This is a genomic window from Corynebacterium sp. AOP40-4SA-5 (genome assembly GCF_052377355.1).
Classification (GTDB): Bacteria; Actinomycetota; Actinomycetes; order Mycobacteriales; family Mycobacteriaceae; genus Corynebacterium.
This window is the reverse complement of sequence record NZ_JBQSWS010000012.1, coordinates 48,590-74,670: the sequence shown is the minus strand read 5'-3', so window position 1 is coordinate 74,670 and position 26,081 is coordinate 48,590. Positions and strand designations below refer to the sequence as shown.

Genomic DNA, 26,081 nt, shown 5'->3' with positions numbered 1-26,081 from the left:
CGAGACGGTCCCTCTCCCGGTCCCTGCACCATGCCGCGCAGCCTACACCCCGGCCAGCTCCCGACCGGCCACGTAGCCGAAGGTCAGCGCCGGCCCCAGGTTGATGCCACCGGCCGGGTAGAACCCGCCCATGATGGACGCCCGGTCGTTGCCCGCCGTGTAGAGGCCCGGGATCGCCGCACCGTCCTCACCCAGCACCCGGGCCCTGCCGTCGGCACTGACGCCGGCGAAGGTGCCGAAGCTGCCCGGAAGCACCTTCACCGCGTAGAACGGTCCCTTCTCCACCGGAGCCAGCGACGGGTTCGGCCCCACCGCCGGATCCCCGCCGTAACGGTTGAACTCCGTGGCGCCGCGGTGGAACTCCGTGTCCTCGCCGCGCCGGGCGTCGTCGTTGAACCGGGCGACGGTGGCCTCCAAGCCGTCCGGGTCGATGCCGCACTTCTCCGCCACTTCCCGCAGCGTGCGCCCCTTGACCAGGTAACCGTTGCGCACGTAGGGCAGCAGCGGCACGGGGAAGGGCTTGGCCATACCCATCGGGTACCGGCGTACGAACGTGGAGTCCGCGACCTGCCAGGAACACACCGGCTCACCGGCCGGGGCGGCGTCCAGCATCGCCGTCACGTAGTCGTGGTAGCCGTCGGCCTCGTTGACGAAGCGCCTGCCGGTCGACACCACGCCGATCGACCCCGGCTTCGCCCGGTCCATGATGTGCGGGAACGTACCCACCTTCCCGTTGAGGTACGGCACCTGCGACACCGGGCACCACGCCGCCGGGGCGGCCAGGTCCGTGCAGGACGCCGCGCCGACCGAAAGCGCCAGGCGCAGCCCGTCGCCGCTGGCCTCCTCCGGTGCCAACGTGTGGTGCTCCCGCCCGGTGGGCGTGCGCGGGAAGAGGTCACTGCGCAGCTCCACGTCCGCCGGGAACCCGCCGGTGGCCAGCACCACACCGCAGGACGCCGCCAGCTCGGCCGTGCCGTCCGGCCCCTGCACGCGCACGCCGGTGACGCGCCCGGCGCCGTCGGTCAGCAGCTCGTGGGCCGTCGTCCCGGTGAGCATCGTGACGCCCAGGTCATCGGCGGAGGCGGCCAACCGGCCGACGAGGGCGGCGCCGTTGACCATCTGCATGTTGCGCCGGTGCACCACCATGTCCCAGGCGTGCACCAGTACGCGGCGCGCGGCGTGGAACCAGCCGCTCACGTCCCCGCGCGAGGCCGACAGGAACTTCCTCAGGTCCGGCCCGGCCATGATGCCCATGCCCAGAAACGACGTCTCGTAGAGCTGGTGGCGCAGCTTCGCGCGCACCTCGGGGCGGATTCGCCGGGCGTTGAACGGTGCGGGCCCCACCGAGCGGTGCCCGGTGCCGGCACCCGGCAGGTCACCGTAGATGTCCTTGATCGCCGAGCCCGGGGTGAACTGCAACCGGGTGTTGTCGTGGAAGAAGTCCACCATGTCCGGGGCGGCGTCCAGGAAGGCGTCGATGTTCTCGGCGACATCGCCTCGGTAGCGCTCGCCGAGCACGGCGCGCAGGTAGGTGCGGAACTCTTCTGCGTCCTCGTGCACCCCGTCGCGCCGGGCGAAGCTGCTGCCGGGCGTCCAGGCCCAGCCGCCGGACCAGGTGGTGGCCCCGCCGAGCACGTCGGCCTTCTCCACCACGGTCACCTTCAGTCCGTGGTGGGCGGCGGTGACGGCGGCGGACAGCCCGCCGGCCCCGGAACCGACGATGATCACGTCTGTCATGTGTCGAGCATCCTTCTGGTCGTGTCGTGCAGATGGTGGATCCAGCCGGGCGCGCCGCGGCGCGCCAGCTCGGTGAGGTGGGGGACCTCCACGCTGACCGGGAGGTCGTCCGGCAGGACGGCCAGGTGGCGCGCCAGGTCCTGCTCGCCGTCGCCGGGGGCCAGACGGGCGGCCCGGGCCTCCTCAGTCAGCCCGGCGGTGTCGGTGGGGGCGGCTGCCGGGCAGTCGCACAGCTGCACCATGTCGACCAGGTCGCCGACCTGTGCCAGCTCCTCAGGCTCGGTGCCGACGCGTGCCAGGTGCAGCATGTCGGGCAGCACGCGTGCCCCGGCGGCGCGCGCGATGCGTCCGGCCTCGGTCAGTGAGCGCACCGCGCGGTAGGAGATCGGCTCGAGGGCGGGCACCACGCCGTAGGACGCGGCGTCCTGCGTCAGCCGCCCCAGCGTGTCGGTCAACCGCGCGCGGTCCTCGTCCCCGGCGGCGACGGTGAAGCGGGTCGCGCCGAGGGCCCGGGCGGCCTCCAGGGCGGGGAGCCAGTCGTCGGGGCCGGTGGTGGCGTCCAGGCGCAGGAACTCGGCGTCGAGGACGTACAACCCGGTGGCGTCCAGCGCCTCCATCGTCCGGGCCAGCAGGGGCGAGCCGGGGGACAGGTCGTGGTGCGGTTCCTCGGGTGTGACGGCGAGTACGCGCAGGCCCACGAAGTCGAAGCCGGCCGCGGCGGCGAGACGCACGAGCCGGTCGGGTGCGACGTCCAGAGCCGACAACGGGGCCAGACCCACCGGGCGCGCGGCGTCCCCCATGCCGGTCAGCCCGCCAGGAAGCCGGTGACCAGGCCGTTGACGGTCTGCGGCTGCTCGAGGTTCGGCAGGTGTGCCGCCGGGGAGAGCACCACGTAGGACGCCCCGTCGATGCGGTCGGCGATGACCTTCACCGTCTCCGGGGCGGTGGACGGGTCGTGTTCGCCGGCGATGACCAGCGTGGGCACGGTGATCTCCGACAGCCGGTCGGTGAAGTCCCACCCGGACAGGGCCCCGCAGCACGCCGCGTAACCCTCGTCGTCGGTGTCGGCGACCATGTCACGGTAGTGGTCCGTGGTCGCCGGGTTGGCCGCGCGGAACTCCGGGGAGAACCAGCGGGTGATCACCGTGTCAGCCAGCGCCCGCACACCCTGCCCGCGGGCGGTCTCTGCGCGCTCGACCCAGCCGGAGGGCTCGCCGAACTTCGCCGCGGTGCAGATGAACACGGCCTTGTCGACCCGCCCGCTGGTGGCGGCGAGGTACTGCGCCACCGCGCCGCCGAGCGACAGCCCGACCAGGGTGAAGCTCTCCACACCCAGGCCGTCGAGGGTGTGCAGCACGTCGGCGGCGAGGTCCTCCACGCCCGGTGCCGGGGCGTCCTGCGGGGTCAGGGGGGAGCGGCCGTGGCCGCGGTGGTCCAGGGCGATCACGCGGCGGTCGTGGCCGAGTGCGTCGAGCTGCGGCAGCCACATCTCGGTGGTCGAACCGAGGGAGCCGAGCAGTACGACGGTACCGGTCGCTGCGTTCCTGGCGGCCGCGTCGTCCGGCCCGTAGTCGACGGCGTGCAGGGTGAGTGGTGTGTTCACGGTCGTTATCCTTCGCTCTCGAGGACGGCGGCGAGCCCCTGGCCGCCGCCGATGCACATCGTGGCCAGGCCACGCAGGGGCGTGTCCCCAGTCTGCCTGCGACGAAGCTCGTGGCACAGGGTCACCAGCATCCGCGCGCCGGTCGCACCGACCGGGTGGCCCAGCGAGATGCCCGAACCGTGCGGGTTGAGCCGAGGATCGTCGGCGTCGACACCCCACTGCCGCAGCACCGACAGGGCCTGGGAGGCGAAGGCCTCGTTGAGCTCGATCACGTCGAGGTCGTCCAGTGTCAGCCCCAGGCGCTCGAGCACCCGGGCGGTGGCGGGCACCGGCCCGATGCCCATGGTCTCCGGGGCGACACCGGCGACGGCCCAGCCGGCCAGCCGGGCGAGCGGCTGCAGGCCCAGCTCCTCGGCGCGGGCGCGGGTGGTGACGATCATCGCCGCCGCCCCGTCGTTCTGGCCCGAGGCGTTGCCGGCGGTGACGGTGGCCTCGTCGTCCTGGCGTCCCATCACCGGACGCAGCCCGGCGAGCTTCTCCTCGGTGGTGCCCGGGCGCGGGTGCTCGTCGGTGTCGACGACGGTGTCCGGGTCGCGACGGCGCCTGCCCGGGACGGTGACCGGGACGATCTCCTCGGCGAAGGTGCCGTCCTGCACGGCGGCGACGGCACGGGCGTGGGACTCGGTGGCCAGCGCGTCCTGCGCCTGGCGGGTGATGCCGTACTCGCGACGCAGGTTCTCGGCGGTCTCGATCATGCCGCCGGGGATCGGGTGGTCGCGTCCGCCGGCGGACGCCCGGCCCTCGGCGAGACGGTCGTGCAGCACCAGGTCACCGCCCTTGACACCCCAGCGGATCGAACCGTCCACCGAGTAGCCCGTGCGGCTCATCGACTCGGCACCACCGGCGATGACCAGCTCGGCGGCACCGGTGGCGACGTGGGCGGCGGCGGTGACCACGGCCTGCAGGCCGGAGCCGCAGCGCCGGTCGAGCTGCATGCCGGGGACGGACTCACCGAGGCCGGCGTCCAACGCGACGACGCGCCCCAACGCCGGTGCGGCACTGTCCGGCGAGGCCTGGCCGAGGATGAGGTCGTCGATGTGCTCGGGCGACAGGCCGGTGCGCTCGACGATGGCGGCGACGACGGTGGACGCCAGGTCCTGGACGGGCACGTCCGTGAAGGCACCGCCGTAGGCGCCGACCGGGGTACGCAGCGGGGAGCACAGGACGACATCGGTGGGGTCGGCGGGGTCGGTGGGCTCGGGGTTGTTTGTCATTGGTTTCCTCCGTGGTGGTTCAAGGGTGTCAGGGATCTCAGGGGTGCTGCGCGGCGAGGTCGTCGCTGATGGTGGCGGCGGTGGCGACGAGCTCCGGGATGATGCGGGAGTGCAGGTCGTCGAGGTCGTGGACCTCGGTGCGGGTCGACACGTTGACCGCGGCGACGGTCCGTCCGTCCGGCGTACGTACCGGGGCGGCGACGGACCGCAGGCCGACCTCCAGCTCCTGGTCGACGAGGGCGAAACCCTGTTCGCGCACGCTCTGCAGTTCGGCGCGCAGCTGGTCCGGGGAGGTGCAGGTGCGCGGGGTGGGGGCGGGGAGGTCGCCGGCGTCGAGGATCGCGTCGAGCTCGTGGGCGGGCAGGTCGGCCAGCAGGACCCGTCCCATCGAGGTCGCCGTGGCGGGGAAGCGGGTGCCGATGGTGATCGACACCGCCATGATCCGGCGTACCGGCACGCGGCTGACGTAGACCACGTCGGAGCCCTCGAGCACCGACATGGAACTGGACTCACCGATGCGCCGGGAGAGGTCCTCCAGGCGGGGCTGGGCGATGTCCGGCAGCGACAGCGAGGACAGGTAGCTGTGCCCGAGTTCCAGGACCCGGGAGGTCAGGCGGAACTCCGTGCCGTCGGTGCTGGCGTAGTCCATGGAGACCAGGGTGTGCAGGAAACGGCGGGCGGTGGCGCGGGCCAGGCCCGTACGCTCGGCGACCTGGGCCAGGGTGAGGGTGGGGTGGTCGCCGTCGAAGCAGCGGATCACCGCCAGTCCGCGGACGAAGGACTGGACCTGGCCGCCGTCCTGTTTCTCGGTCGTGTGCTGTGTCTGTGTCACCGAACTTCTCCCGTCATCCGTTCATTCAGCGAACAATTGTCCATTGCGCGAACACCAGTGTACAGTTTTCCATATGCTTGACAAAACATTCACCACAGCAGACGAGGCGGTGGCCGACCTCACCGACGGAAGCTCCCTCGCCGTCGGCGGATTCGGCCTGGTCGGCATCCCTTCCGTGCTGATCGAGGCCGTGCGCAACCTGGGCGTCGGCGACCTCACGATCATCTCCAACAACTGCGGCACCGACGGCTTCGGCCTCGGCACGTTGCTGGAGGATCGTCGGGTCGCCCGCACGGTGGGCTCCTACATCGGCTCCAACCGGATCTACGCCCAGCAGTACCTCAACGGCGACCTGTCGGTGGAGTTCACCCCGCAGGGCACCCTCGCCGAGCGTATGCGTGCCGGCGGCGCCGGTGTGCCGGCGTTCTACACCAAGGCCGGCGTGGGCACCGAGCTGGCGACCGGCGGACTGCCGGTGCGCTACAACCCGGACGGCAGCGTCGCGGAGTTCTCCGAGCCGAAGGAGACCCGCACCTTCGACGGTGAGGACTACATCCTGGAGACCGCCATCCACGCCGACGTCGCCCTGGTCCACGCCCACAAGGCCGACCGCAAGGGCAACCTGGTGTTCCGCGAGACCGCCCAGAACTTCAACCCCGAGGCCGCCAAGTGCGCCCGCGTGGCCATCGCCCAGGTCGAGCACCTCGTCGACGAACTGGACCCCGGCGAGGTCCACCTGCCCGGCATCTACGTGGACCGCGTGGTGCACGTCGGCCCGCAGGAGACCGGCATCGAGAACCGCACGACCCGACCCGACGAGACGACCAACGAGACGACCAACGAGACGACCGACGACAAGACGGAGGCCTAGAGAGCATGGTCTGGAATCGTGAACAGATGGCCGCACGCGTGGCCCGTGAACTCGCCGACGGCCAGTACGTGAACCTCGGCATCGGCATGCCGACGCTGGTCCCCGGCTTCCTGCCGGAGGGCATCGACGTGATCCTGCACTCCGAGAACGGGGTGCTGGGCGTGGGGCCGTACCCCACCGACGACGAGGTCGACGCCGAGCTGATCAACGCCGGCAAGGAGACCATCACCGTGAACCCCGGGGCGAGCTTCTTCAGCTCCTCGGAGTCCTTCGGCATGATCCGCTCGCGCTCGGTGGACGTCGCCGTGCTCGGCGCGATGGAGATCTCGCGCTACGGCGACCTGGCCAACTGGATGGTGCCGGGCAAGCTCGTGCGCGGCATGGGCGGGGCGATGGACCTGGTCCACGGGGCGCAGAAGATCATCGTGATGACCGACCACGTGACCAAGACGGGCACGCCGAAGATCGTGGAGCAGTGCTCCCTGCCGCTGACCGGGGCGAAGTGCGTGGACCTGATCGTGTCCTCCCACGCGGTCTTCGAGGTCGACGCCGAGGCGGGCCTGACCCTGGTGGAGTGCGCCGACGGTGTGAGCGTGGAGGAACTGCGCGAGATCACCGCCGCACCGTTCGCCGTGCGGTGACCTGGCGTCCTGCGCGGGGGAGGGGACTAGAACACGATCGTGGTGTTCCCGTTCCGGATCACCTTGTCCTGGGCGTGCCAGAGCACGGCGCGGGACAGGACGGAGCGCTCGACCTCCGCGCCCAGCCGCTTCAGGTCGGCGACGTTGTCCCGGTGGTTGACGCGCACCACGTCCTGCTCGATGATCGGGCCCTCGTCCAGGTTCTCGGTCACGTAGTGGGCCGTGGCGCCGACGAGCTTCACCCCGCGCTCCTTGGCTTTGCGGTAGGGGGCCGCGCCGATGAACGCCGGCAGGAAGGAGTGGTGGATGTTGATCACCGGCACACCGACCTGCTCCAGGAAGTCACTGGAGATGATCTGCATGTAGCGGGCCAGGACGATGAAGTCCACGTTGCCCTTCAGCAGACGCAGGATCTCCGCCTCGGACTCTGACTTGTCCGGCCCCGCCTGCGAGGGGACGTGGAAGAACGGTACCCCGAAGGATCGGACGTCCTCGACGGTATCGGTGTGGTTGGAGATCACCATGGGGATGGAGACCGGCAGGTCCCCGCGGCGCTGGCGCCACAGCAGGTCCAGCAGGCAGTGGTCGTCCTTGGACGCCAGGATCGCCATGCGCTTGGGCTGAGAGCGGTCGGACAGCGACCACGCCATGTCGTAGGGCTCGAGGGTCTCCGTCAGGTCGGCCCTGATGTCGTCCATGGCGGTGACGAGGTTCTGACGGTGGAAGACGATGCGCTGGAAGAACCCGCCGTCCTCCGGGTCGGAGGAGTGCTGGTCCAGCGAGATGATATTGCCCTTGTTCCGGGTTATCAGTGCGGCGATCACGGAGACCAGGCCGGGCTGGTCGGGTCCGTGGACCACCAGACAGGCGTGGTCGGTCAGGGAGGTGATGGACGGGGACAAAGGGATCTTCCTGGTCGCTGGGGGCGGGCTGGGTGTAACTGGGTTGGGCTGGCCGCCCGGTGGCGGCAGTCGCTTCGGTGGCAGTCTACCCCCACGGTCCCACGGCTCCTCTACACCCCGACGCGCCCGCTGTCGACGACACTGTGCCGGAACGTCCGCCACCGCTGCGGGCGCGGGGGTATGATGGGCCGGACGCGTTACCAACGGATCACCAAGTTTCACAGGAGAGTTCGTCTCACATGCCATCGATGCAGGAAAGCGCCGAACTGCTCAAGTGTTCGTTCTGCGGAAAGAGCCAGAAGCAGGTCCGCAAACTCATCGCAGGGTCAGGTGTGTACATCTGCGACGAGTGCATTGAGCTCTGCAACGAGATCATCGAGGAGGAGCTCGCCGCCGGCGTGACACCCGCCGGGGAGGACGCCGACCTGCCGCACCCCGCGGCGATCACCACGTTCCTCGACGAGTACGTCATCGGGCAGGACGAGGCCAAGCGCACCCTCGCCGTCGCGGTCTACAACCACTACAAGCGTATCCGCGCCGAGACGGCCAACGCCGGTGCACGCCGCAGCGACGACGCCGTGGAGCTGACCAAGTCCAACATCCTCATGCTCGGGCCCACCGGCTCGGGCAAGACCTACCTGGCCCAGTCGCTGGCCCGCATGCTGGACGTGCCCTTCGCCATCGCCGACGCCACCAGCCTCACCGAGGCCGGCTACGTCGGTGAGGACGTCGAGAACATCCTGCTCAAGCTGCTGCAGTCGGCGGACTTCGACGTGTCCAAGGCACAGCAGGGCATCATCTACGTCGACGAGGTCGACAAGATCTCGCGTAAGTCCGAGAGCCCCTCGATCACCCGCGACGTCTCCGGCGAGGGTGTGCAGCAGGCGCTGCTGAAGATCCTGGAGGGCACGGTCGCCAACGTGCCGCCGCAGGGCGGGCGCAAGCACCCCAACCAGGAGCTCATCCAGTTCGACACGAAGAACGTGCTGTTCATCGTCTCGGGCGCGTTCGCCGGCCTGGAGAAGGTCGTCGCCGAGCGTCGTGGACGCAAGGGCGTGGGCTTCGGTTCCGAGATCCGCGGCAAGTCCGACGAGGACCCGGATCCGTTCCGCTTCGTGGAGCCGGAGGACATGGTCAAGTTCGGCCTGATCCCCGAGCTGATCGGCCGCCTGCCGGTGATCACCCACGTCGGCCACCTCGACGAGGACGCCCTGGTGCGCATCCTCACCGAGCCGAAGAACTCCCTGGTGCGCCAGTACCAGCGCCTCTTCGAGATGGACGGGGTGCAGCTCACCTTCGAGGACGACGCCCTGCGCGAGATCGCGAAGAAGGCGCTGGAGCGCGAGACCGGTGCCCGTGGCCTGCGCTCGATCGTGGAGCACCTGCTGCTGCCGATGATGTACGCCATCCCGGACGACCCGGACACCGGTGAGGTGATCATCTCCGGCGGGTGCGTGACCGGCGAGGCCGAGCCCGAGCTGCTCACCCACGAGGAGGTCGCCGAGCGCGACCGCCGCAGCGCCTGACCGGGGCGCCGCGGTCTGCAGTGCGGGACCGGCGTTCTATAACCCCGCGCGGTTGGTGGTCATCGGGGTGTCGACCACCAATAGCGCGGGGTTCCGGGTTGTTCGGGGGTCCGGGATCCCGGCGATGTCAGCTGAGCCATGCCCCAGGCAAGATTTTCGGTGTTTCCTGGCCTGGGGCATGACACAGATGACATCGGGTGCCGGAGCTACTCGTCGTAGAGGTCGGCGATGTGGTCCTCGTCGGGGTCCTCGGGGATGTCGGTGTCGATGCCGTGCCCCTCTGAGCTGTCCCCACCGAGCTCACCACCCAGCTCCCCACCGAAGGAGTCGAAGGACGGGTAGGAGGAGACCTGGGACTCCCGCGGGGCGGTGTACTCCGGCAGGTCCTCGGCGCGGTAGGTCACGACCTCTTCCACGGAGCCACCGTCGCCGGCGGTGTACAACGACGCCGACACCGACGACGGGGTCCGCGTGGTGGGGGCCGCGTGGGTGTACGAGCTGCCCTGGGTGGTGGGCATCGAGGTGGTCAGGAAGGCCAGCACGGTGTCGCAGGCCAACTTCTCCAGGCCCTCCACGGTGGCGGCGTGGTCCATGTCCGTGCCGTAGAGCAGCTGGAACAACCCGCCCTGGGAGGCGGGGAAGCAGCACAGGGACGTGATCAGCACGTACACGTCCTCGGCGGAGATGCCGGGACGGAAGGCGCCGTAGTCCTGCCCGCGCATCAGCACCCGGTCGATCTGCAGCACCACGGGGGAGGTCTCGAGCACGTCGTTGCGTCCTTCGAGGTGCCCGCGGGACAGGACGTTCTCGGAGATGATCAGGCGCACGGCGTCCGGGTCGGCGCGGTGGCGCCGGTAGGCGGTGCGCACCAGGGAGCGCACGGCCTCGGCGGGCACGAGGCGTTCCACGTCCAGGTCCTCGGGGCGGGGCCAGAGCCGGCGGAAGGCGTAGCGCACGGCCTCGTCGTAGAGCACGCGGGTGTCCCTGAGTAGGGGGTGTGTGGCGGGTACACCCGCACCGACGGCGATGTCGCGGGTGTCGGCGGAGAGCCCGGAGCGCACGAGTTCGGGGATCGCGGTGTCCAGGACCAGCTGGTACTCCTGCGGGGAGCAGTCGTATCGCCGGTGGCTGCCTGGCAGGTCGGCGGGGTCAGTGATCAATGGGGCGCTCCTGGCCTGGTCTGGTGCGGCGTCTGGTGCAGCGACTGGTGCGGCGGGGACGTGTGCTGGGGTCGGGGATCCTCCCGTGGGCGCGGCAACCGGGTGTCGCCGTGTACTCCCATGCTAAGCGGAACCCACGCCAGGGACGCACATAACGTTTATGCCCCCACCTATGAGGGGGCACCGGAACAGGGGGACAGTTGCTCACGTCTACATTGGTGGGGCACCGAACACCACTGCAATCGCGAAAAGGAACGAGGTCGCACACCATGCCGACACAACCCATCACCGTCACCGTCACCGGGGCCGCCGGGCAGATCGCCTACTCCCTGTTGTTCCGCGTCGCTTCCGGGGACGTCTTCGGTGACCGCCCGGTGAAGCTGCGTCTGCTGGAGATCCCGGCGGCGAAACGCGCTGCGGAGGGGGTTGCCATGGAGCTGCTCGACTCGGCCTTCCCCCTCATCGCCGACATCACCGTCACCGACGACCCGGACGAGGGTTTCGCCGGTGCGGAGGCGGTGTTCCTCGTCGGCGCGAAGCCGCGCGGCAAGGGGGAGGAGCGTTCGGACCTGCTCACCGGCAACGGCAAGATCTTCGGCCCGCAGGGCAAGGCCATCGCGGCCAACGCCGCACCGGGGGTGCGTGTGCTGGTCGTCGGTAACCCGGCGAACACGAATGCCACGATCCTGGACGCCCACGCGGGCCTGGAGGCCGGGCAGGTCACGGCGATGACGCGTCTGGACCACAACCGGGCGCTGGCGCAGGTGGCAGGGAAGCTGGGTGTCACCCCGGGCCGGCTGTCGCGCATGACCGTGTGGGGGAACCACTCGAACACGCAGTTCCCGGACGTCGCCGAGCTGCTGCTCGACGGGGAGCCGGTCGCCGGCACGCTGGACCCGGAGTGGGTGGACTCGGAGTTCATCCCGCGGGTGGCCCAGCGCGGCGCGGAGATCATCGACGTGCGCGGGTCGTCCTCGGCGGCGTCCGCGGCGTCCTCGGCGGTGGACCACATGCACGACTGGTTCAACGGCACCCCGGAGGGTGACTGGACGTCCGTGGCGCTGCGCTCGGACGGTTCCTACGGGGTCGCCGAGGGTCTGTTCGCCAGCTTCCCCTGCCGCGCGGTCGACGGCGTCTGGCAGATCGTCCAGGGCCTGGACCTCGACGACCGGCAGCGCCGGCGCATCGCCGACAGTGCCTCCGAGCTGGCGGAGGAGCGCGACACGGTGCGCGACGCGGGCATGCTGTGACACAGTAGGTAGATGCTTCATGGAAATGATGTGGATCACAACGCACCGGACCTGAATCCGGGTAACGGGCGCTACCGTCCGGGGGCGGTCGACAAGGTGGTCGGCCTGGGCGCCCGGCTGCTGGGTACGGTGGCCGGCCTCGTGCCACGGGCGGCGTGGCGGCGGGCGGGGTTGCGCCGTAACGGCGACGGCGACGTCCTGGACCCGGACGTCACCGCGACGCTGCTGGCGTTGCGCGTGGTCAGCGGGCTGGACATCGTGGACGTGCCGCCGGTGCACTCACGGCGCATCGTGGAGCGCGAGGCCTTCATCGCCGGCGGCAGTCCGAGCGTCGCCGAGGTCCGTGAGGAGCAGGTGGCCGGCGTGCCGGTACGCGTCTACCTGCACCGGCCGGCGGACGCCTCGCCGCGTCCGACGCTGGTGTACCTGCACGGCGGGGGCTGGGTCACCGGGTCCCTCGACAGCCACGACGCCGCCTGCCGCAGCCTCTGCGCCGACGGCGGTGTCACGGTGGTGGCGGTGGACTACCGCCTGGCCCCCGAGCACCCCTTCCCGGCGGCGCTGGAGGACACCACGGCCGTCTTCGCCGCCCTGCAGGACGGTGCCCGCGTCGCGGACACCACCGTGGACGCAGGACGCCTCGTCGTCGCGGGCGACTCCGCGGGCGGGAACCTCGCGGCGTCCTGCTGCCTGTGGCTGCGCGCGCAGGGGCGCGCCCAGCCTGCACTGCAGCAGCTCTTCGTCCCGGTGACGGACCTGTCGCAGCGCTCGGCCAGCTACGCGGAGTTCGGGGAGGAGGGGCTGTACCTCACCGCCGCGCAGATGGAGTGGTACGAGCACCACTACCTGGGGCGTAACGGTGACCTGACTGAGGCGATCGACCCGCGCGACCCGCTGGTGTCACCGATGCTGGAACCCGACCTCACCGGACTCGCCCCGGCGTACGTGGCGGTGGCCGGGTTCGATCCCCTGCGTGACGAGGGAGAGGCCTACGCGGGCAGGCTGGAGGACGCCGGGGTGGAGGTCACGCTGCGGCGCCACCGCGGGCTGGTGCACCCCTTCGTCAACTCCGTGGCGGTGTGGTCCGGGGCGCGGGCGGCGATGGCGGAGGCCACCGCGCACCTGAGGTCGGCGCTGGGGACTACCCTGGGCGCGCATGGCTGAGAACAGGAACCCGTCGATCAAGGACCCGGAACTCTACGAACGGCTGCGCGGGGAGGGGGAGTCGAAGGAGAAGTCCGCCCGTATCGCCAACGCCGCGGCGAACACGTCCCGCTCCGAGATCGGGCACAGGGGCGGGGAGTCGCCCAGCTACGACGAGTGGACCCGGGACGAGCTCTACGAGCGGGCGCAGGAACTCGACGTCCACGGACGCTCGTCGATGACGAAGGACGAGTTGATCGAGGCGCTGCGCGACAGCTGATCGCCGCGCGTCCTACTCCAGGTGGTCGAACTTGCTCTCCCACGCCGCGGCGACGGGGTTGGCGTCGGCGATCATGTAGTTGAAGCGGTCGTTGGCGATCTCCACGACCTCGCCGAGCAGCTGCACGTGCTCCTGGGCGGGGGAGTTCTCCAGGCGGCGGATGCCCTCGCTGATGATCTGGGTGCGCGAGTCGAGGCGCCCCAGGCAGGTGACGAAGGGCATGCCGAAGCGCTCACGGTAGCTCTCGGAGAGTTCCACGAGCTGTTCACGGTCGACGTCGTCCATGTTGTCCAGGTCCTCCATCGCCACCGAACCGGCGAAGCCGGAGATCCGCTTCGACGCCTCGGGGTCGAGCAGCAGCTCGGCCATGGAGGGGTAGTCGCGGATGAGGGCGCGCTGGTCGTCGCGGTCGGCGGTGAGCACCGCCTCCTGCACGGCGTCGCGCAGGTCCTGGACGGTGTCGAAGGGGGCCGCGGCGTGGGCGTTCTCCAACGGCCACAGGGTGTTGTTGAACAGTGGGGCGAAGGTCTCCACGAAGGTGTCGCGGTCCATGGCGTTGACGTCCTCCAGGGTGACCGCGCGCCCGCCGGCGTCGCGGGTGACGTCCGGCGAGGTGCGACGTCCGACGTGGAAGAACAGCAGGTTCAACAGGATCGCGGCGATGGAGCCGGTGGTCACGCCCGAGGCGAAGAACACCTGCGCCCAGTCGGGGAACAGTTGGGCGATGTCCGGCTTGAAGGCCACGAGCATGCCCAGACCGATGGAGATGGTCATCACCGCGGCGTTGCGGTTGTCCGCCAGGTCCACCTTGCCCAGGGTCTGGATGCCGACCAGGGCCACGTTGGCGAACAGGGCGAGGCTCGCCGCGCCGAGCACGGGGCCGGGGATCGCGTTGACCACCGCGCCGGCCTTGGGGATCAGACCGATGACGATCATGATCACACCGGCGCCGGCGACGACCCAGCGCGAGCGCACCCGCGTCATACGCACCAGGCCCACGTTCTGCGCGAAGCAGGTGTAGGGGAAGGAGTTCAGCACACCGCCGAGGGTGGTGGACAGGCCGTCGGCACGCAGCGCGGCGGAGATGTGCTCCTTCTTGATGCGCTTGCCCACGATCTCACCGGCGGCGAAGACGTCGCCGGTGGTCTCCACCATGGTGATCAGCATGACGATGCACATGGAGATTATGCCGGTGAGCACGAACTCCGGGGCGCCGAAGTAGAACGGGGTCGTGAAACCGACCCAGTCGGACGAACCGACGTCGTTGAAGCCCGCGTCGCCCAGGGCCACGGCCACGACGGTGCCCACCACCAGGCCCATGAGGATGGACAGGGTGCCCAGGAAGCCCTTGAAGAAGCGCTGGGCCAGCAGGATCACCGCCAGGGTCAGACCGGCGTAGGCCATGTCGCTGGCGTCCGGGGTGCCCTCGGCGAAGTTGGTGATGTCGTTGGCGGCGACACCCAGCAGGGTGATGCCCATCGTGGTCAGCACCGTGCCGATGACCACCGGCGGGAAGAACCGGATGAACTTCGCGAAGTACGGTGCGGCGAGGAAGGTGAACAGGCCGGCGACGATGATCGACCCGTAGATCGCCGGCAGTGCCTCCGTGCCGCCCTCACCACCGGTGGTGGCCAGTCCGATGGCGATGATCGGGGAGATGGCGGTGGTGGTCACACCCTGGATGATCGGCAGGCGCACACCGACCTTCCAGAACCCCACCGACTGGATCAACGTGGCGATGCCACAGGTGAACAGGTCGGCGTTGATGAGGTGGATGGTGGTCTCGGCGTCGAGCCCCAGGCCGCTGGCGATGAGCAGCGGCACGACCACGGTACCGGCGTAGAACGCCAGGACGTGCTGGGTGGACAGGATCGCGAGTTTGCCCTTGGGCGGTACCTGGTCGACAGGGTGGCGGGTGGACGCTGGGGGCGCGTCGGCACGGGTGCTGGAGCTCATGTGGCGGCTTTCCGGGAAACGTCGGTCGCGGGCCCGGCGGCGGGGCCCGCGTCGGTAATTACCGGATAAAGCATATGCGGTGCTGCGTGGACGCCCAACGACCGGGGTTGTCGGCGCCCTCGGTGCTCCTACAGCCGGTCGCGGTAGACCACGCCACCCTTCATGACCATCGACAGGTACCTGTCCGGGTCGGTGAGCACCGAGATGTCCTTGAGCGGGTCACCGTCGACGATGATCAGGTCGGCGTAGGCCTCCGGCCCGACCACGCCGATCCGGCCCTCCAACCCGACGAGCTCCGCCGCGGTGGTCGTGGCCGCGCGGATCACGTCGATGGCGGGCTGCACCTCCCGCCGGATCGCGAACTCCTCCAGCTGGTGGACCTGCTGCCCGCCGATGAGGTCGGAGCCGTAGACGAGCTTGACCCCCTCGGCGTGGGCCATCTCGAGGGCGGAGAGGCCGGACTCCAGGACCTGCGAGTTCTTGGCGTGGCTCTCCGCGGAGAGCCCCATGGAAGGCCCCAGCCGGTCCATGGTGTTGTACGTGACCAGGGTGGGTACGAGGAAGGCGTCGTACCGGATGAAGTCCTTCACCGTGGTCTCGTCGATGAGGTTGCCGTGCTCGATGCACTTGAGCCCGATGCGCAGCGCATTGCTGATCGCGCCGGCGAGGTAGGTGTGCCCGGTGACGTACGCGCCCTGGGAGGACGCCTCGGCGACGGCGACGGCGATCTCCTCGTCGCTGTACTGGGTGGACGAGATGCTGTCGGTCGGTGAGGTCACCCCGCCGGAGAGCATCAGCTTCACGTGGTGTGCACCGGTGCGCAGGATCTCGCGGGTTCCCTTACGCACCTCGTCGACCCCGTCGGCGACCAGGGCGATGGTGGGGCAGCGGGAGCAGCCGGTGGGGTTGACCTCGTTGCGGCTGCGCCCGTCGCCGTGCCCGCCGGTCTGGGTGAGGGCCAGGCCCCCGAAGATCAGACGGGGCCCGTCGAGCACCCCCTCGTCGACCGCCTGTGCCAGGGCGAAGTCCGCACCACCGGTGTCGCGCACCGTGGTGAACCCGCGCTGCAGCATGTCGCTGAGACTGCGGGCCGCCTTCGCGACGAGGTAGGACGGCCGCCATCGCAGCAGCTCCGGGGTGTCGAAGGACTGGAAGTAGACGTGCACGTGGCCGTCGACCAGCCCGGGCATCAGCGTCCTGCCCTTCACGTCGATCACGCGGTCGGGGTCGGTGACCCGGACCTCGTTGCTCGGGCCGACCTCACGGATGAGGCCGTCCTCGACGATCACGGACTGGTCGGGCCGGATCTCGCCGAGGTGGACGTTGAGCACCGCCGCATTACGGAACAACGTGGTCGTCATTGCTGCCTCCAGGGTGGGGGAAGGGTAGGCAATCATCTTCACACCCCGGAGGTGGGGCCGGCAACGGTCTTCTTCCCCGGCCCAGAGGCCTATGTCAGAGGCCTATGTCAGAGGCGAGACGCGCACGAGGTGCTCGTTGACGAACTCGCCGACGCCCCACTCGGCGAGCTCACGGCCGTAGCCGGAGCGTCCCACACCACCGAAGGGCAGGCCCGCCGCGGTGACGGAGGCCTCGTTGACGAAGGACATGCCGACCTCCAGGCGGGCGGCGGCGTCCTCGGCGAGCGCCAGGTCGGAACCCCACACGGAGCCGGAGAGCCCGTAGTCGGAGTTGTTGGCGATCTCCACGGCCTCGTCCACGTCGGCGGCCTTGTAGACGATGGCGACGGGGCCGAAGACCTCGTTGCAGCCCACGTCCGCCGACGGGTCGACGTCGGTGAGCAGCGTCGGCTCCATGAATGCGCCGGGCCGGTCGATCGCGTCGCCGCCGACGCGGACGGTGGCGTCCCCGTTGGCCTTGGCGTCGGCGAGGCGCTGGACGATCTCGTCGCGGGCGTCGATGGAGGACAGCGGTCCGACGTCGGCCTCCGGGTCGTCCCACGCGCCGACGGTCAGGGCACCGATGCGCTTCTCCAGGCCCTCGACCACGCGGTCGTAGAAGCCGTCCATCACGATGAGGCGCTTGGGGGCGTTGCAGGCCTGGCCGGTGTTGTACATGCGGATGCCCACGTACTGGTCGAGGACGGTGTCGAGGTTGTCGTCGTCGAGGACGATGAACGGGTCGTTGCCGCCGAGCTCGAGCAGGGACTTCTTGTAGTTCTCGCCGGCGGTCCTGGCGACCGCTGCGCCGGCGCCCTCGGAACCGGTGAGGGAGACTGCGGCGATGCGCGGGTCGGCGACGAAGGCGTCCATCTGCGAGCCGGAGGCGTAGACGTTCTGGAAGACGTCCTGCGGCAGGCCGGCGTCCTCCAGGATGTCCTGGCAGGCCTGCGAGGACAGTGGGCAGATCGACGCGTGCTTTAGCACCAGCGAGTTGCCGAGCAGGAGGTTCGGTGCCGCCCAGCGGGCGACCTGGTAGTAGGGGAAGTTCCACGGCATGATGCCGAGCAACGGGCCGATCGGGTCCTTGCGTACGTAGGTGTGGCGCGCGCCCTGGGCGGGCAGCTGCTTGTCGGCGAGAAGCTCGTGGGCGTGCTCGGCGTAGTAGCGGTAGATGTCGATGACGATGTCGAGTTCGGCCTTCGCCCAGCCGTCGAGCTTGCCCATCTCACGCCCGATGTAGGACGCGAGTTCGTCCTTCTTCTCTTCGTAGAGGTCGGCGGCGCGGTTCAGCACGGCGGCACGCTCGTCGACGGTGGTGGTCCGCCACTGCCTGTAGGCGGCGGTCGAGCGGTCGAGGATGGCGTCGCGGTCGGCGTCCTCGATCCTCGTGAACGTGTCTTCGGTCTGTCCGGTGGACGGGTTGTTCACACTGAAGTTGCTCATGTCCCCGTTGTACGCGCGGTGGTGGGGGACTGTCACCCAGGCGAGCCGCCGGCCCCGTACCCGGGTAGCTTCGGGTGTCATGGGGGCTACAGAGGATTCCCGCGCAGACGGTTTCTGGTTGGTGTCGGACCTGCATCTGGGCCACGCCAAAGTCTCGGCGCTGCGCGGGTTCCCCGATGTCGCCGCCCATGACCGGGCGATCCTGGACAACCTGCGCGAGGTGCCGGACGGGGCGACACTTATCTGCCTCGGCGACATCTCGGTGCGTGACGACGCCGGGGCGCTGAGGACGTTGGCACAGCTCAAGGCGGAGAAGGACTTCACGATGGTCCTGGTGCCGGGCAACCACGACAGGGTGCATCCCGTGTTCGGGATCGACTCGGTGGTCGAGTGGACGCCGGCGTACCGGCAGGTCTTCGACGTCATCTCCCTGGAGCTGCAGGTCAAGGTGGGCCGCTGGCTGGTGCTGCTGACCCACATCCCGGCTCCCGGGAAGGTGGAGGACGCCCATCTCACCCCGGCGTTGACGCGGTGGGCGGCGCGTGGCGGGGCGACCAGCCGTGACGGGTTCGACTGCACGGTGCACGGGCACACGCATTCGACGGTGGCGGTGAGGCCGAAGAACGTGAACGTCAGCCTCGAGGCCACCGACCTGAAACCAGTGTCATCCGGCCAGCTGCTGGATCTGGTGACCCGCGCGGTGAAATGGAAGCATTGAGGCTGTCTCTAAATGACATTGACGGGATATAAATAGATCGCTAATGGCATAATCAGCACTTCGATTGCTATAGCAGTAGAAATAGGCAGGCGACGCTGCCCTTCATTCGCTTTTAGGCTTGGAACAGGTACCGAGATGAGCCTCGGTACCGTGGCTTTTCGGGCGGTGCGGGATTACATAAATGTTACTCGCAACGCATTCAACTCCGTGGGACGCTCTACGTCGCTTCCTGAGGCGTACAAGGCTTCGCACAGTAAGAGAGAAAGGTTCCAGACCATGAGTGAAATCGCCAAGGACGTCTTCTGCCTGTCAGGCACGGACGTCAACGTCGGAATTCTGCGTGAGGGCAGCGACCTCACCATGATCGACGGTGGGTGGCCCGGCGACGTCGAGGCCATCGAGGAGGCGCTGCGGTCGATCGGGCACAAGCCCGAAGACGTCCGCGCGATCCTGCTGACCCACGCCCACGTCGACCACCTCGGTGCGGTGGACGCGTTCCACCGCCGCTTCGGCACCCCGGTGTACTCCGACCCGGTCGAGGTCCACCACGCCGCACGCGAGTACCTCGAGCAGGCCGGCACCGACGAGGTCGAGCAGGGCCCGATGCCCCAGACCATGGAATGGTGGGAGCGGGTGCAGAAGGTCGGCGCCGAGCAGGACATCAAGATCACCGACGTCCAGCCCGTCGGCGACGGTCCCATGGACATCCCCGGGCGTCCGGTCCCGGTGGCCACCCACGGCCACACCTCCGGCCACAGTGCCTTCCTGGTGCCTTCCGTCGGCGTGATCGCCACGGGCGACGCCCTGGTCACCGGCCACGCCTGCTCGACCAAGCAGGGCCCCCAGCCGTGCCCGTGGTTCTTCAACCACTCCCGCTCCGAGGCCCTCGAGGCCCTGGACCTCCTGGAGGGCGTCGACGCCGACGTCATCCTGCCGGGTCACGGCGACCCGATGAACATGAAGCTCGCCGACGCAGTGAAGGCCGCACGTACCTTCGCAGCAGACACCGGCTTCGACAACCACTAGATCGGAAAGGTCACGTCATGTCACGAATTCCTCTGTTCGACCCGTCCACCGGCACCGAGGAGGAGAAGCGGGTCTACAACCGGTTCCCCTCGAACCTCGTCGCCGGTCTGATGCGCACCACCACCGGGATCACCGACGCCTACCTGGACTACGGCAACTCGTTCCCGAACTCCCCGCTGGACCCGCAGATCCGTGAGATGGTCACCCTGCGCGTCGGTGTGATCTCGCACAGCGACTACGAGTGGATGCAGCACGCCGACAAGGCCCGCTCCGTGGGTGTCACCGAGGACGAGATCAAGGCGATCCAGTCCGGTGACTTCAGCTCCCTGAGCGATGCCAAGCAGAAGGCGATGGAGCTCACCGACGACCTGGTCGCCAACCCCAAGGCCGGCCCGACCTTCGAGGCCGTGGTCGAGGCCCTGGACGAGCAGTCCGCCGCGATCATCACGCTGCTGGTCGGTCACTACATGATGACCGCCCGGTTCCTGATGACCCTCGAGATCCCGCTGGACGACAACCCCACCAGCTGGGACGGAGCGTAGGCCGCACTCGGCCGACGCACAGCCCGCCGCGGTAGCCGCCACCGGCGAAACGCGCAGGCAACCACAGGACGTGGCCCCCGGGAGGACAATCCCCGGAGGCCACGTCCTTCTGCGCGTGCAGCTTCGTGGGACCGCGCCGGATCTGGACCGGACAACGTATGCCCTCGCTGAACGGACACGAACAATCTCCAGGGACCGCATCACCGGCGATGCGGGGGTTGTGGACACGGCGACGATGGAGGAGGTCGACCAGTGGCTGCGCGACGTCCTGTCTCTTCCTGAGCCGTCCTGGGTCCTCGGAACGCCCACCAGCCGGTCACGTTCATGTCCGGGCCCTGCACTAGACTGTCCTACCGTGACTGATCAGACCAGCTCCAGCGCAGCCAGCAGCAACCCCGACACCTCCTCCCGGGCCGACCGGCTCCCGAAGCAGTGGACCCCCGCGGACGTCGAGAACGACCTCTACCAGGGGTGGGTCGACTCGGGTTACTTCCACGCGGACGCCACCAGCGACCGCCCGCCGTTCTCCATCGTGCTGCCGCCGCCGAACGTCACCGGTCAGCTGCACATGGGTCACGCCCTCGACCACACCCTCATGGACTCCATGGCCCGGCGTAAGCGCATGCAGGGCCACGAGGTCCTCTGGCTGCCGGGCTCCGACCACGCCGGCATCGCCACGCAGACCAAGGTCGAGGGCATGCTCAAGGAGACCGAGGGCAAGGACCGGTTCGACTACGGGCGCGAGGAGTTCGTGGACAAGGTCTGGGAGTGGAAGGAACAGTACGGTGGCGTGATCCAGTCGCAGATGCGCGCGATCGGCGACTCCGTCGACTGGGAGCGCGAGCGCTTCACCCTGGACGACGGGCTGTCGCGTGCCGTGCAGACCATCTTCAAGGAGCTCTTCGACCGCGGCCTGATCTACCGCGCCAAGCGCATGGTCAACTGGTCGCCGGTGCTGCGCACCGCCATCTCCGACATCGAGGTCGTCTACTCCGACGACGAGGGTGAGCTGGTCACCCTGCGCTACGGCGACGCCTCCGGCGAGGGCGCGCACGTGGACGTCGCCACCACCCGTGTGGAGACGATGCTCGGCGACGTCGCCGTGGCCGTCCACCCGGACGACGAGCGCTACCGCGACCTCGTCGGTTCCCGCCTGCCGCACCCGTTCATCGAGGGCCACGGCATGGTCGTCATCGCCGACGACTACGTCGACCCCGAGTTCGGTACCGGCGCGGTGAAGATCACCCCGGCGCACGACCCGAACGACTTCGAGATGGGCCGCCGCCACGACCTCGACATGCCCGAGGTCATCGACCAGACCGGCCACATCGCCAACACCGGCACCCGCTTCGACGGGATGGACCGCTTCGAGGCGCGCGAGCAGATCCGCCTGGCACTGGAGGAGCAGGGGCGCGTGGTCAAGCGCATCAGCCCCTACGTGCACTCCGTGGGGCACTCCGAGCGTTCCGGCGAGGCCATCGAGCCACGCCTGTCGGAGCAGTGGTGGGTGAAGGTCGAGGAGCTGGCGAAGATGTCCGGCGACGCCGTCCGCGAGGGCGACACGGTCATCCACCCGGCCTCCCAGGAACCGCGCTGGTTCGACTGGGTCGACGACATGCACGACTGGTGCATCTCCCGGCAGCTGTGGTGGGGCCACCGCATCCCGATCTGGTACGGACCCGACGGCGAGATCGTGTGCTGCGGCCCGGATGACGAGGCCCCCACCGGCGAGGGCTGGTACCGCGAGGAGGACGTGCTGGACACGTGGTTCAGCTCCGCGCTGTGGCCGTTCTCCACGATGGGCTGGCCGGACGCCACCGACGAGCTGGCGAAGTTCTACCCGACGTCCGTGCTGGTCACCGGCTACGACATCCTGTTCTTCTGGGTCGCGCGCATGATGATGTTCGCCACCTTCGCCGATACCGTCGAGGGCTCCGTCCTCGACAACGGTGAGCCCGGCACCACCGCCGACCAGCGTGCCGGACGCCCCCAGGTGCCCTTCACCGACGTCTTCCTGCACGGACTCGTCCGCGACGAGCACGGCCGCAAGATGTCCAAGTCGCTGGGCAACGGCATCGACCCGATGGACTGGGTCCGCGACTACGGTGCGGACGCGCTGCGCTTCACGCTGGCCCGCGGCGCCAACCCGGGAACCGACCTGCCGATCGGTGAGGACTCCGCGCAGTCCTCGCGTAACTTCGCCACGAAGCTGTTCAACGCCACGAAGTTCGCCCTGATGAACGGTGCCCGCGTGCTCCCGGTGGACGGGCAGGACGCCTTCCCGTCCCGCGAACAGCTCACCGACCCGGACCGCTGGATCCTCGACAAGCTCGAGGAACTGCGCGTGCTCGTCGACACCCACCTGGACCGCTACGAGTTCGCCGTGGCCAACGAGGCGCTCTACCGCTTCACCTGGGGCGAGTTCTGCGACTGGTACCTGGAGATCGCCAAGGTGCAGATCCCGCGCGACTGGGACGCCGCCACCGAGGCCGAGCGCACCCGCGGCGAAAACACCCAGCTTGTGCTCGGCCGGGTGCTCGACACCGTCTTCCGCCTCCTGCACCCCTCGATGCCCTTCGTCACCGAGACCCTGTGGACCGTGCTCACCGACGGCGTCGACGGCTACGCCGACAGCCTCGTGGTCACCGACTGGCCCACCGCCGCCAACACCAACGGTGGGGCGCAGACGGACGTCGACGCCGTGCGTCGTCTGGACGACGTGGAGAAGCTCGTCACCGAGGTCCGCCGCTTCCGCGCCGACCAGGGTGTCAAGCCCACCCAGAAGGTGCCGGGACGTTTCGACGCCGCGGCCGCCGACCTCGCCGGGCTCGAGGACGCCGTGCGTTCCATCGTCCGACTCACCGCCCCGGCCGAGGACTTCACGCCGACGGCGTCGGTGGAGCTGCGCCTGTCGGGTGCGACGATCACCGTGGAGCTGGACACGTCCGGCACCGTGGACGTCGCCGCCGAGCGCAAGCGCCTGGAGAAGGACCTGGCCGAGGCCAACAAGGAGCTCGAGCGCGCAGACAAGAAGCTCGGCAACGACAACTTCCTGGCCAAGGCGCCGGAGAAGGTCGTCGCCGAGATCCGTGAGCGTCGCGGCATCGCCGCCGACGAGGTCGAGCGCATCAACGCCCGGCTGACCGACCTGGCAGGGAAGTGACCCCGCAACAGTGACTGACAAGCACGACGAGAACAACGACTTCGGCGAGGCCCAGCTCAACGCCACCGGCCTCGACCTGCCGATCGACCTGTCCGAACCCGCCAACACCGACGACGACGCCGCGAAACTGGCCCGCCCGGTGACCGCCGGCGACCTCGCCGCCCTCGCCGAGGTCGAGGCCGAGCTCAACGAGCGGTGGCCCGAGACCAAGATCGACCCCACCCTCGACCGCGTCCGCCGGCTCATGGACCTGCTCGGCAGCCCGCAGCGTAACTATCAGGCCATCCACGTCGCCGGGACCAACGGCAAGACCTCGGTCACCCGCATGGTCGAGTCGCTGCTGCGCGCCTTCCACCGCCGCACCGGACGGACCACCAGCCCGCACCTGCAGCTGGCCACCGAGCGCATCGCGATCGACGGCACGCCGCTGCACCCGGCGGACTACGTGGCCACCTGGCGTGAGATCCAGCCCTTCGTGGAGATGGTCGACCGCGAGTCCGAGGCCGAGGGCGGTCCGCGGATGAGCAAGTTCGAGATCCTCGTGGCCATGGCCTACGCCGCCTTCGCCGACGCCCCGGTGGACGTCGCCGTCGTCGAGGTCGGCCTCGGCGGACGCTGGGACGCCACCAACGTCATCGACGCCGACGTCGCCGTGGTCACCCCGATCGGGCTGGACCACACCGACTACCTCGGCGACACGCTGGCCGAGATCGCCGGGGAGAAGGCCGGCATCATCAAGCAGCGCTGGGACGCCGACGACCTGCTCACCCCGCCGGACAACGTCGCCGTCATCGCCGAGCAGGAACCCGAGGCCCTCGAGGTGCTGCTGCGCCAGGCAGTGGAGGCCGACTCCTCGGTCGCCCGCGCGGGCGAGGAGTTCGCCGTGGTGGAGTCCGCCGTCGCCGTCGGCGGTCAGAACCTGTCGCTCAAGGGACTCGGCGGGGTCTACACCGACATCTTCCTGCCGCTCTCCGGCGCCCACCAGGCACGCAACGCCGCCACCGCACTGGCCGCGGTGGAGGCGTTCTTCGGCGCCGGTGCCGGACGCATGCTCGACGAGGACACCGTCCGGCGTGGTTTCGCCCAGGTCAGCTCGCCGGGTCGCCTGGAGCGCGTGCGCTCGACGCCCAACGTGTTCATCGACGCCACCCACAACCCGCACGGCGCCAAGGCGCTGGCGCAGGCCGTGGACCGTGACTTCTCCTTCCGACGCCTCGTCGGCGTGGTCTCCGTGCTCGGAGACAAGGACGCCCGCGGCATCCTGGCCGCCCTGGAGCCGGTGCTCGACGAGATCGTCGTCACCCAGAACACCTCCCCGCGCGCCGTCGACGTCGAGGACCTCGCCGAGTACGCCCGCGACGCCTTCGGCGAGGAGCGCGTGCACGTGGCGGTGAACCTGCCCGGCGCCGTGGAACTGGCCGTCCAGCTCGCCGAGGACGACGGTGGCTTCGGCGACAGTCAGGTCTCCGGCGCCGGCGTACTGGTCACCGGGTCGGTCGTCACCGCCGGCGAGGCCCGCACCCTGTTCGGCAAGGACCCGGCATGAGCGGCACCGTGACCGGCACCCTCGTCGCGCCGAAACGCGTGGCGCTGTACCTCGGCTCGGCCACCGGCGACAGCCCGGCCTACCGCGAGGCCACGGTCGCCGTGGTCCGTCAGCTGGCCGAGGCCGGGCACTCCCTGGTCTACGGCGGGGGATCGGTCGGCCTGATGGGCGTGGCCGCCGACGCCGCCCTGGCCGCCGGCATGGCGGTCCACGGTGTCATCACCCGCCACCTCTACGACGGCGAGACCGGCCACACCGGGCTGACCAGCCTGGAGATCGTGGACACCATGAACGAGCGCAAGGAACGCATGGCGTCCACCGCCGACGCCATGGTCACCCTGCCCGGTGGGATCGGCACGCTCGAGGAATTCTTCGAGGTGTGGACCGGCCAGGTGCTGGGCATCCACCACAAGCCCGTCGCCCTGGTCGACGTGGACGACTACTGGGCCCCGCTGCTGGCGATGGTCGACCAGATGGTGGAGCGCGGGTTCTTCTCCGCCGAACACCGCGACAACCTGATCCACCTCACCGACCCTTGCGGACTGGCGAACGCGTTGGACTCCTGGACCCCGGCTACGGCAAAGTGGTCCCAGAAGAGCCACACCGGCACAGGCGAGATGAGGATGCAGTGAGTGAGAACACCACCCCCCTGGGGCCCGCACACGAGATGCAGGTCGACCCGTTCAAGGGGCTGAAGGGGATGATGGCCGGCATCATGCTGATGGAGGCCATCACCGTGCTGCTCGTCCTCGCCGTGGTCGGCGTGGTCGACGACGGGGCGCACGCCACCGTGTTCAACATGACCTACGTCGCCGTGCTCGGCCTGGCGATGGTCGTGGCGTCCTTCCTGCAGTTCCGCCCCTGGGCGGACAAGATGAACATCACCCTGCAGGTCTTCGCCCTGATCGGGGTGGTCGTGCACCCCACGATGCTCTTCGTGGCGATCCTGTTCATCCTCGCCTGGTGGTACACCTACCAACTGCGGGCGAACGTGAAGAGCCGCATGGACAAGGGCCTGCTGCCTGCCCAGCACTACTACGTCGCCGAGGACCGCGACTGATTCGG

Annotated in this window: 23 protein-coding genes; 13 read left to right on the top strand and 10 right to left on the bottom strand. The window is 69.4% G+C overall.

From position 1 onward, the window contains the following. Window positions 1–42: 42 nt before the first annotated feature. The 5 genes from ACT3S3_RS09030 to ACT3S3_RS09010 are packed head-to-tail and all read right to left on the bottom strand — an operon-like array spanning window position 43 to window position 5,446. Window positions 43–1,737 carry an FAD-dependent oxidoreductase gene (locus tag ACT3S3_RS09030; protein WP_301442117.1) on the bottom strand — a complete coding sequence of 565 codons (1,695 nt, stop codon included), beginning with the start codon at window positions 1,735–1,737 and terminating at the stop codon, window positions 43–45. Next, a complete protein-coding gene (locus tag ACT3S3_RS09025; protein ID WP_441578871.1) occupies window positions 1,734–2,537 on the bottom strand; it encodes a sugar phosphate isomerase/epimerase family protein in 804 nt (267 codons plus the stop codon). Before ACT3S3_RS09025 ends, ACT3S3_RS09030 begins: the two co-directional genes overlap by 4 nt. A gap of 5 nt (window positions 2,538–2,542) precedes the next feature. Beyond that, window positions 2,543–3,340, bottom strand: a complete 798-nt coding sequence (gene pcaD, locus ACT3S3_RS09020; protein WP_441578872.1) for a 3-oxoadipate enol-lactonase — start codon at window positions 3,338–3,340, stop codon at window positions 2,543–2,545. 5 nt (window positions 3,341–3,345) lie between these two features. After that, window positions 3,346–4,614, bottom strand: coding sequence for an acetyl-CoA C-acetyltransferase (locus tag ACT3S3_RS09015; RefSeq protein ID WP_441578873.1), 1,269 nt, complete (start codon window positions 4,612–4,614; stop codon window positions 3,346–3,348). Between the two features lie 37 nt (window positions 4,615–4,651). Beyond that, window positions 4,652–5,446 carry an IclR family transcriptional regulator domain-containing protein gene (locus tag ACT3S3_RS09010; protein WP_441578874.1) on the bottom strand — a complete coding sequence of 265 codons (795 nt, stop codon included), beginning with the start codon at window positions 5,444–5,446 and terminating at the stop codon, window positions 4,652–4,654. A gap of 73 nt (window positions 5,447–5,519) precedes the next feature. On the opposite strand from ACT3S3_RS09010, the gene ACT3S3_RS09005 reads away from it, so the two are divergent. Together ACT3S3_RS09005 and ACT3S3_RS09000 are read left to right on the top strand one after the other, a co-directional pair. Continuing rightward, window positions 5,520–6,317, top strand: coding sequence for a CoA transferase subunit A (locus ACT3S3_RS09005; RefSeq protein ID WP_444626690.1), 798 nt, complete (start codon window positions 5,520–5,522; stop codon window positions 6,315–6,317). A gap of 5 nt (window positions 6,318–6,322) precedes the next feature. Next, on the top strand, window positions 6,323–6,958 hold the full coding sequence (locus tag ACT3S3_RS09000; protein ID WP_301443976.1) for a 3-oxoacid CoA-transferase subunit B: 636 nt from the start codon (window positions 6,323–6,325) through the stop codon (window positions 6,956–6,958). Between the two features lie 26 nt (window positions 6,959–6,984). Here ACT3S3_RS09000 and purU read toward each other — a convergent pair whose 3' ends face one another. Then, entirely contained in the window at window positions 6,985–7,944 is a 960-nt protein-coding gene (gene purU / locus ACT3S3_RS08995; protein ID WP_441578885.1) for a formyltetrahydrofolate deformylase, read from the bottom strand. Window positions 7,945–8,108: 164 nt separating this feature from the next. Here purU and clpX point away from each other — a divergent pair, with 164 nt between their 5' ends. Further along, on the top strand, window positions 8,109–9,386 hold the full coding sequence (clpX, locus tag ACT3S3_RS08990; RefSeq protein ID WP_441578886.1) for an ATP-dependent Clp protease ATP-binding subunit ClpX: 1,278 nt from the start codon (window positions 8,109–8,111) through the stop codon (window positions 9,384–9,386). Between the two features lie 206 nt (window positions 9,387–9,592). On the opposite strand, the gene ACT3S3_RS08985 is transcribed toward clpX, so the two are convergent. Then, window positions 9,593–10,546 carry a TetR family transcriptional regulator gene (locus tag ACT3S3_RS08985; RefSeq protein WP_441578875.1) on the bottom strand — a complete coding sequence of 318 codons (954 nt, stop codon included), beginning with the start codon at window positions 10,544–10,546 and terminating at the stop codon, window positions 9,593–9,595. Window positions 10,547–10,815: 269 nt separating this feature from the next. On the opposite strand from ACT3S3_RS08985, the gene ACT3S3_RS08980 reads away from it, so the two are divergent. From ACT3S3_RS08980 to ACT3S3_RS08970, 3 genes are read left to right on the top strand one after another with little or no spacing between them, the layout of a single operon-like run. Further along, entirely contained in the window at window positions 10,816–11,796 is a 981-nt protein-coding gene (locus tag ACT3S3_RS08980; RefSeq protein WP_301441743.1) for a malate dehydrogenase, read from the top strand. A gap of 30 nt (window positions 11,797–11,826) precedes the next feature. Then, window positions 11,827–12,960, top strand: a complete 1,134-nt coding sequence (locus ACT3S3_RS08975; protein WP_301441742.1) for an alpha/beta hydrolase — start codon at window positions 11,827–11,829, stop codon at window positions 12,958–12,960. Then, the gene (locus tag ACT3S3_RS08970; RefSeq protein WP_441578876.1) at window positions 12,953–13,219 is read left to right on the top strand and encodes a DUF7218 family protein; all 267 of its coding nucleotides are present in this window, start codon (window positions 12,953–12,955) and stop codon (window positions 13,217–13,219) included. The genes ACT3S3_RS08975 and ACT3S3_RS08970 overlap by 8 nt, the downstream gene beginning before the upstream one ends. A 12-nt stretch (window positions 13,220–13,231) precedes the next feature. Here the strand turns inward: ACT3S3_RS08970 and ACT3S3_RS08965 are convergent, their stop codons facing one another. The 3 genes from ACT3S3_RS08965 to ACT3S3_RS08955 form a co-directional block, all read right to left on the bottom strand. Then, the gene (locus tag ACT3S3_RS08965) at window positions 13,232–15,175 is read right to left on the bottom strand and encodes a solute carrier family 23 protein (protein WP_444626688.1); all 1,944 of its coding nucleotides are present in this window, start codon (window positions 15,173–15,175) and stop codon (window positions 13,232–13,234) included. A 128-nt stretch (window positions 15,176–15,303) separates the two neighbouring features. After that, the gene (locus ACT3S3_RS08960; RefSeq protein WP_301441739.1) at window positions 15,304–16,572 is read right to left on the bottom strand and encodes a metal-dependent hydrolase family protein; all 1,269 of its coding nucleotides are present in this window, start codon (window positions 16,570–16,572) and stop codon (window positions 15,304–15,306) included. 66 nt (window positions 16,573–16,638) lie between these two features. Then, window positions 16,639–18,021: an NAD-dependent succinate-semialdehyde dehydrogenase gene (locus ACT3S3_RS08955; protein ID WP_301441738.1), complete on the bottom strand. Its 1,383-nt coding sequence runs from the start codon at window positions 18,019–18,021 to the stop codon at window positions 16,639–16,641. A gap of 79 nt (window positions 18,022–18,100) precedes the next feature. Between ACT3S3_RS08955 and ACT3S3_RS08950 the strand changes: the two genes are divergently transcribed. The 7 genes from ACT3S3_RS08950 (at window position 18,101) to ACT3S3_RS08920 (ending at window position 26,076) form a co-directional block, all read left to right on the top strand. Further along, window positions 18,101–18,739 (top strand): metallophosphoesterase, encoded by a 639-nt coding sequence (locus ACT3S3_RS08950; protein WP_301441737.1) that lies wholly within the window; start codon window positions 18,101–18,103, stop codon window positions 18,737–18,739. Window positions 18,740–19,015: 276 nt separating this feature from the next. Beyond that, window positions 19,016–19,765 carry an MBL fold metallo-hydrolase gene (locus ACT3S3_RS08945; RefSeq protein ID WP_301441736.1) on the top strand — a complete coding sequence of 250 codons (750 nt, stop codon included), beginning with the start codon at window positions 19,016–19,018 and terminating at the stop codon, window positions 19,763–19,765. A gap of 17 nt (window positions 19,766–19,782) precedes the next feature. Beyond that, complete coding sequence (locus tag ACT3S3_RS08940) at window positions 19,783–20,307, top strand: carboxymuconolactone decarboxylase family protein (protein WP_301441735.1); 525 nt, start codon at window positions 19,783–19,785, stop codon at window positions 20,305–20,307. A gap of 355 nt (window positions 20,308–20,662) precedes the next feature. Further along, entirely contained in the window at window positions 20,663–23,470 is a 2,808-nt protein-coding gene (locus tag ACT3S3_RS08935) for a valine--tRNA ligase (protein WP_301441734.1), read from the top strand. A 10-nt stretch (window positions 23,471–23,480) separates the two neighbouring features. Continuing rightward, the gene (gene folC, locus ACT3S3_RS08930; RefSeq protein ID WP_441578879.1) at window positions 23,481–25,016 is read left to right on the top strand and encodes a bifunctional tetrahydrofolate synthase/dihydrofolate synthase; all 1,536 of its coding nucleotides are present in this window, start codon (window positions 23,481–23,483) and stop codon (window positions 25,014–25,016) included. Next, entirely contained in the window at window positions 25,013–25,648 is a 636-nt protein-coding gene (locus ACT3S3_RS08925) for an LOG family protein (protein WP_301441732.1), read from the top strand. The genes folC and ACT3S3_RS08925 overlap by 4 nt, the downstream gene beginning before the upstream one ends. Continuing rightward, on the top strand, window positions 25,645–26,076 hold the full coding sequence (locus ACT3S3_RS08920; RefSeq protein ID WP_444626686.1) for a DUF4233 domain-containing protein: 432 nt from the start codon (window positions 25,645–25,647) through the stop codon (window positions 26,074–26,076). The genes ACT3S3_RS08925 and ACT3S3_RS08920 overlap by 4 nt, the downstream gene beginning before the upstream one ends. The last annotated feature ends 5 nt before the right edge of the window (window positions 26,077–26,081 follow it).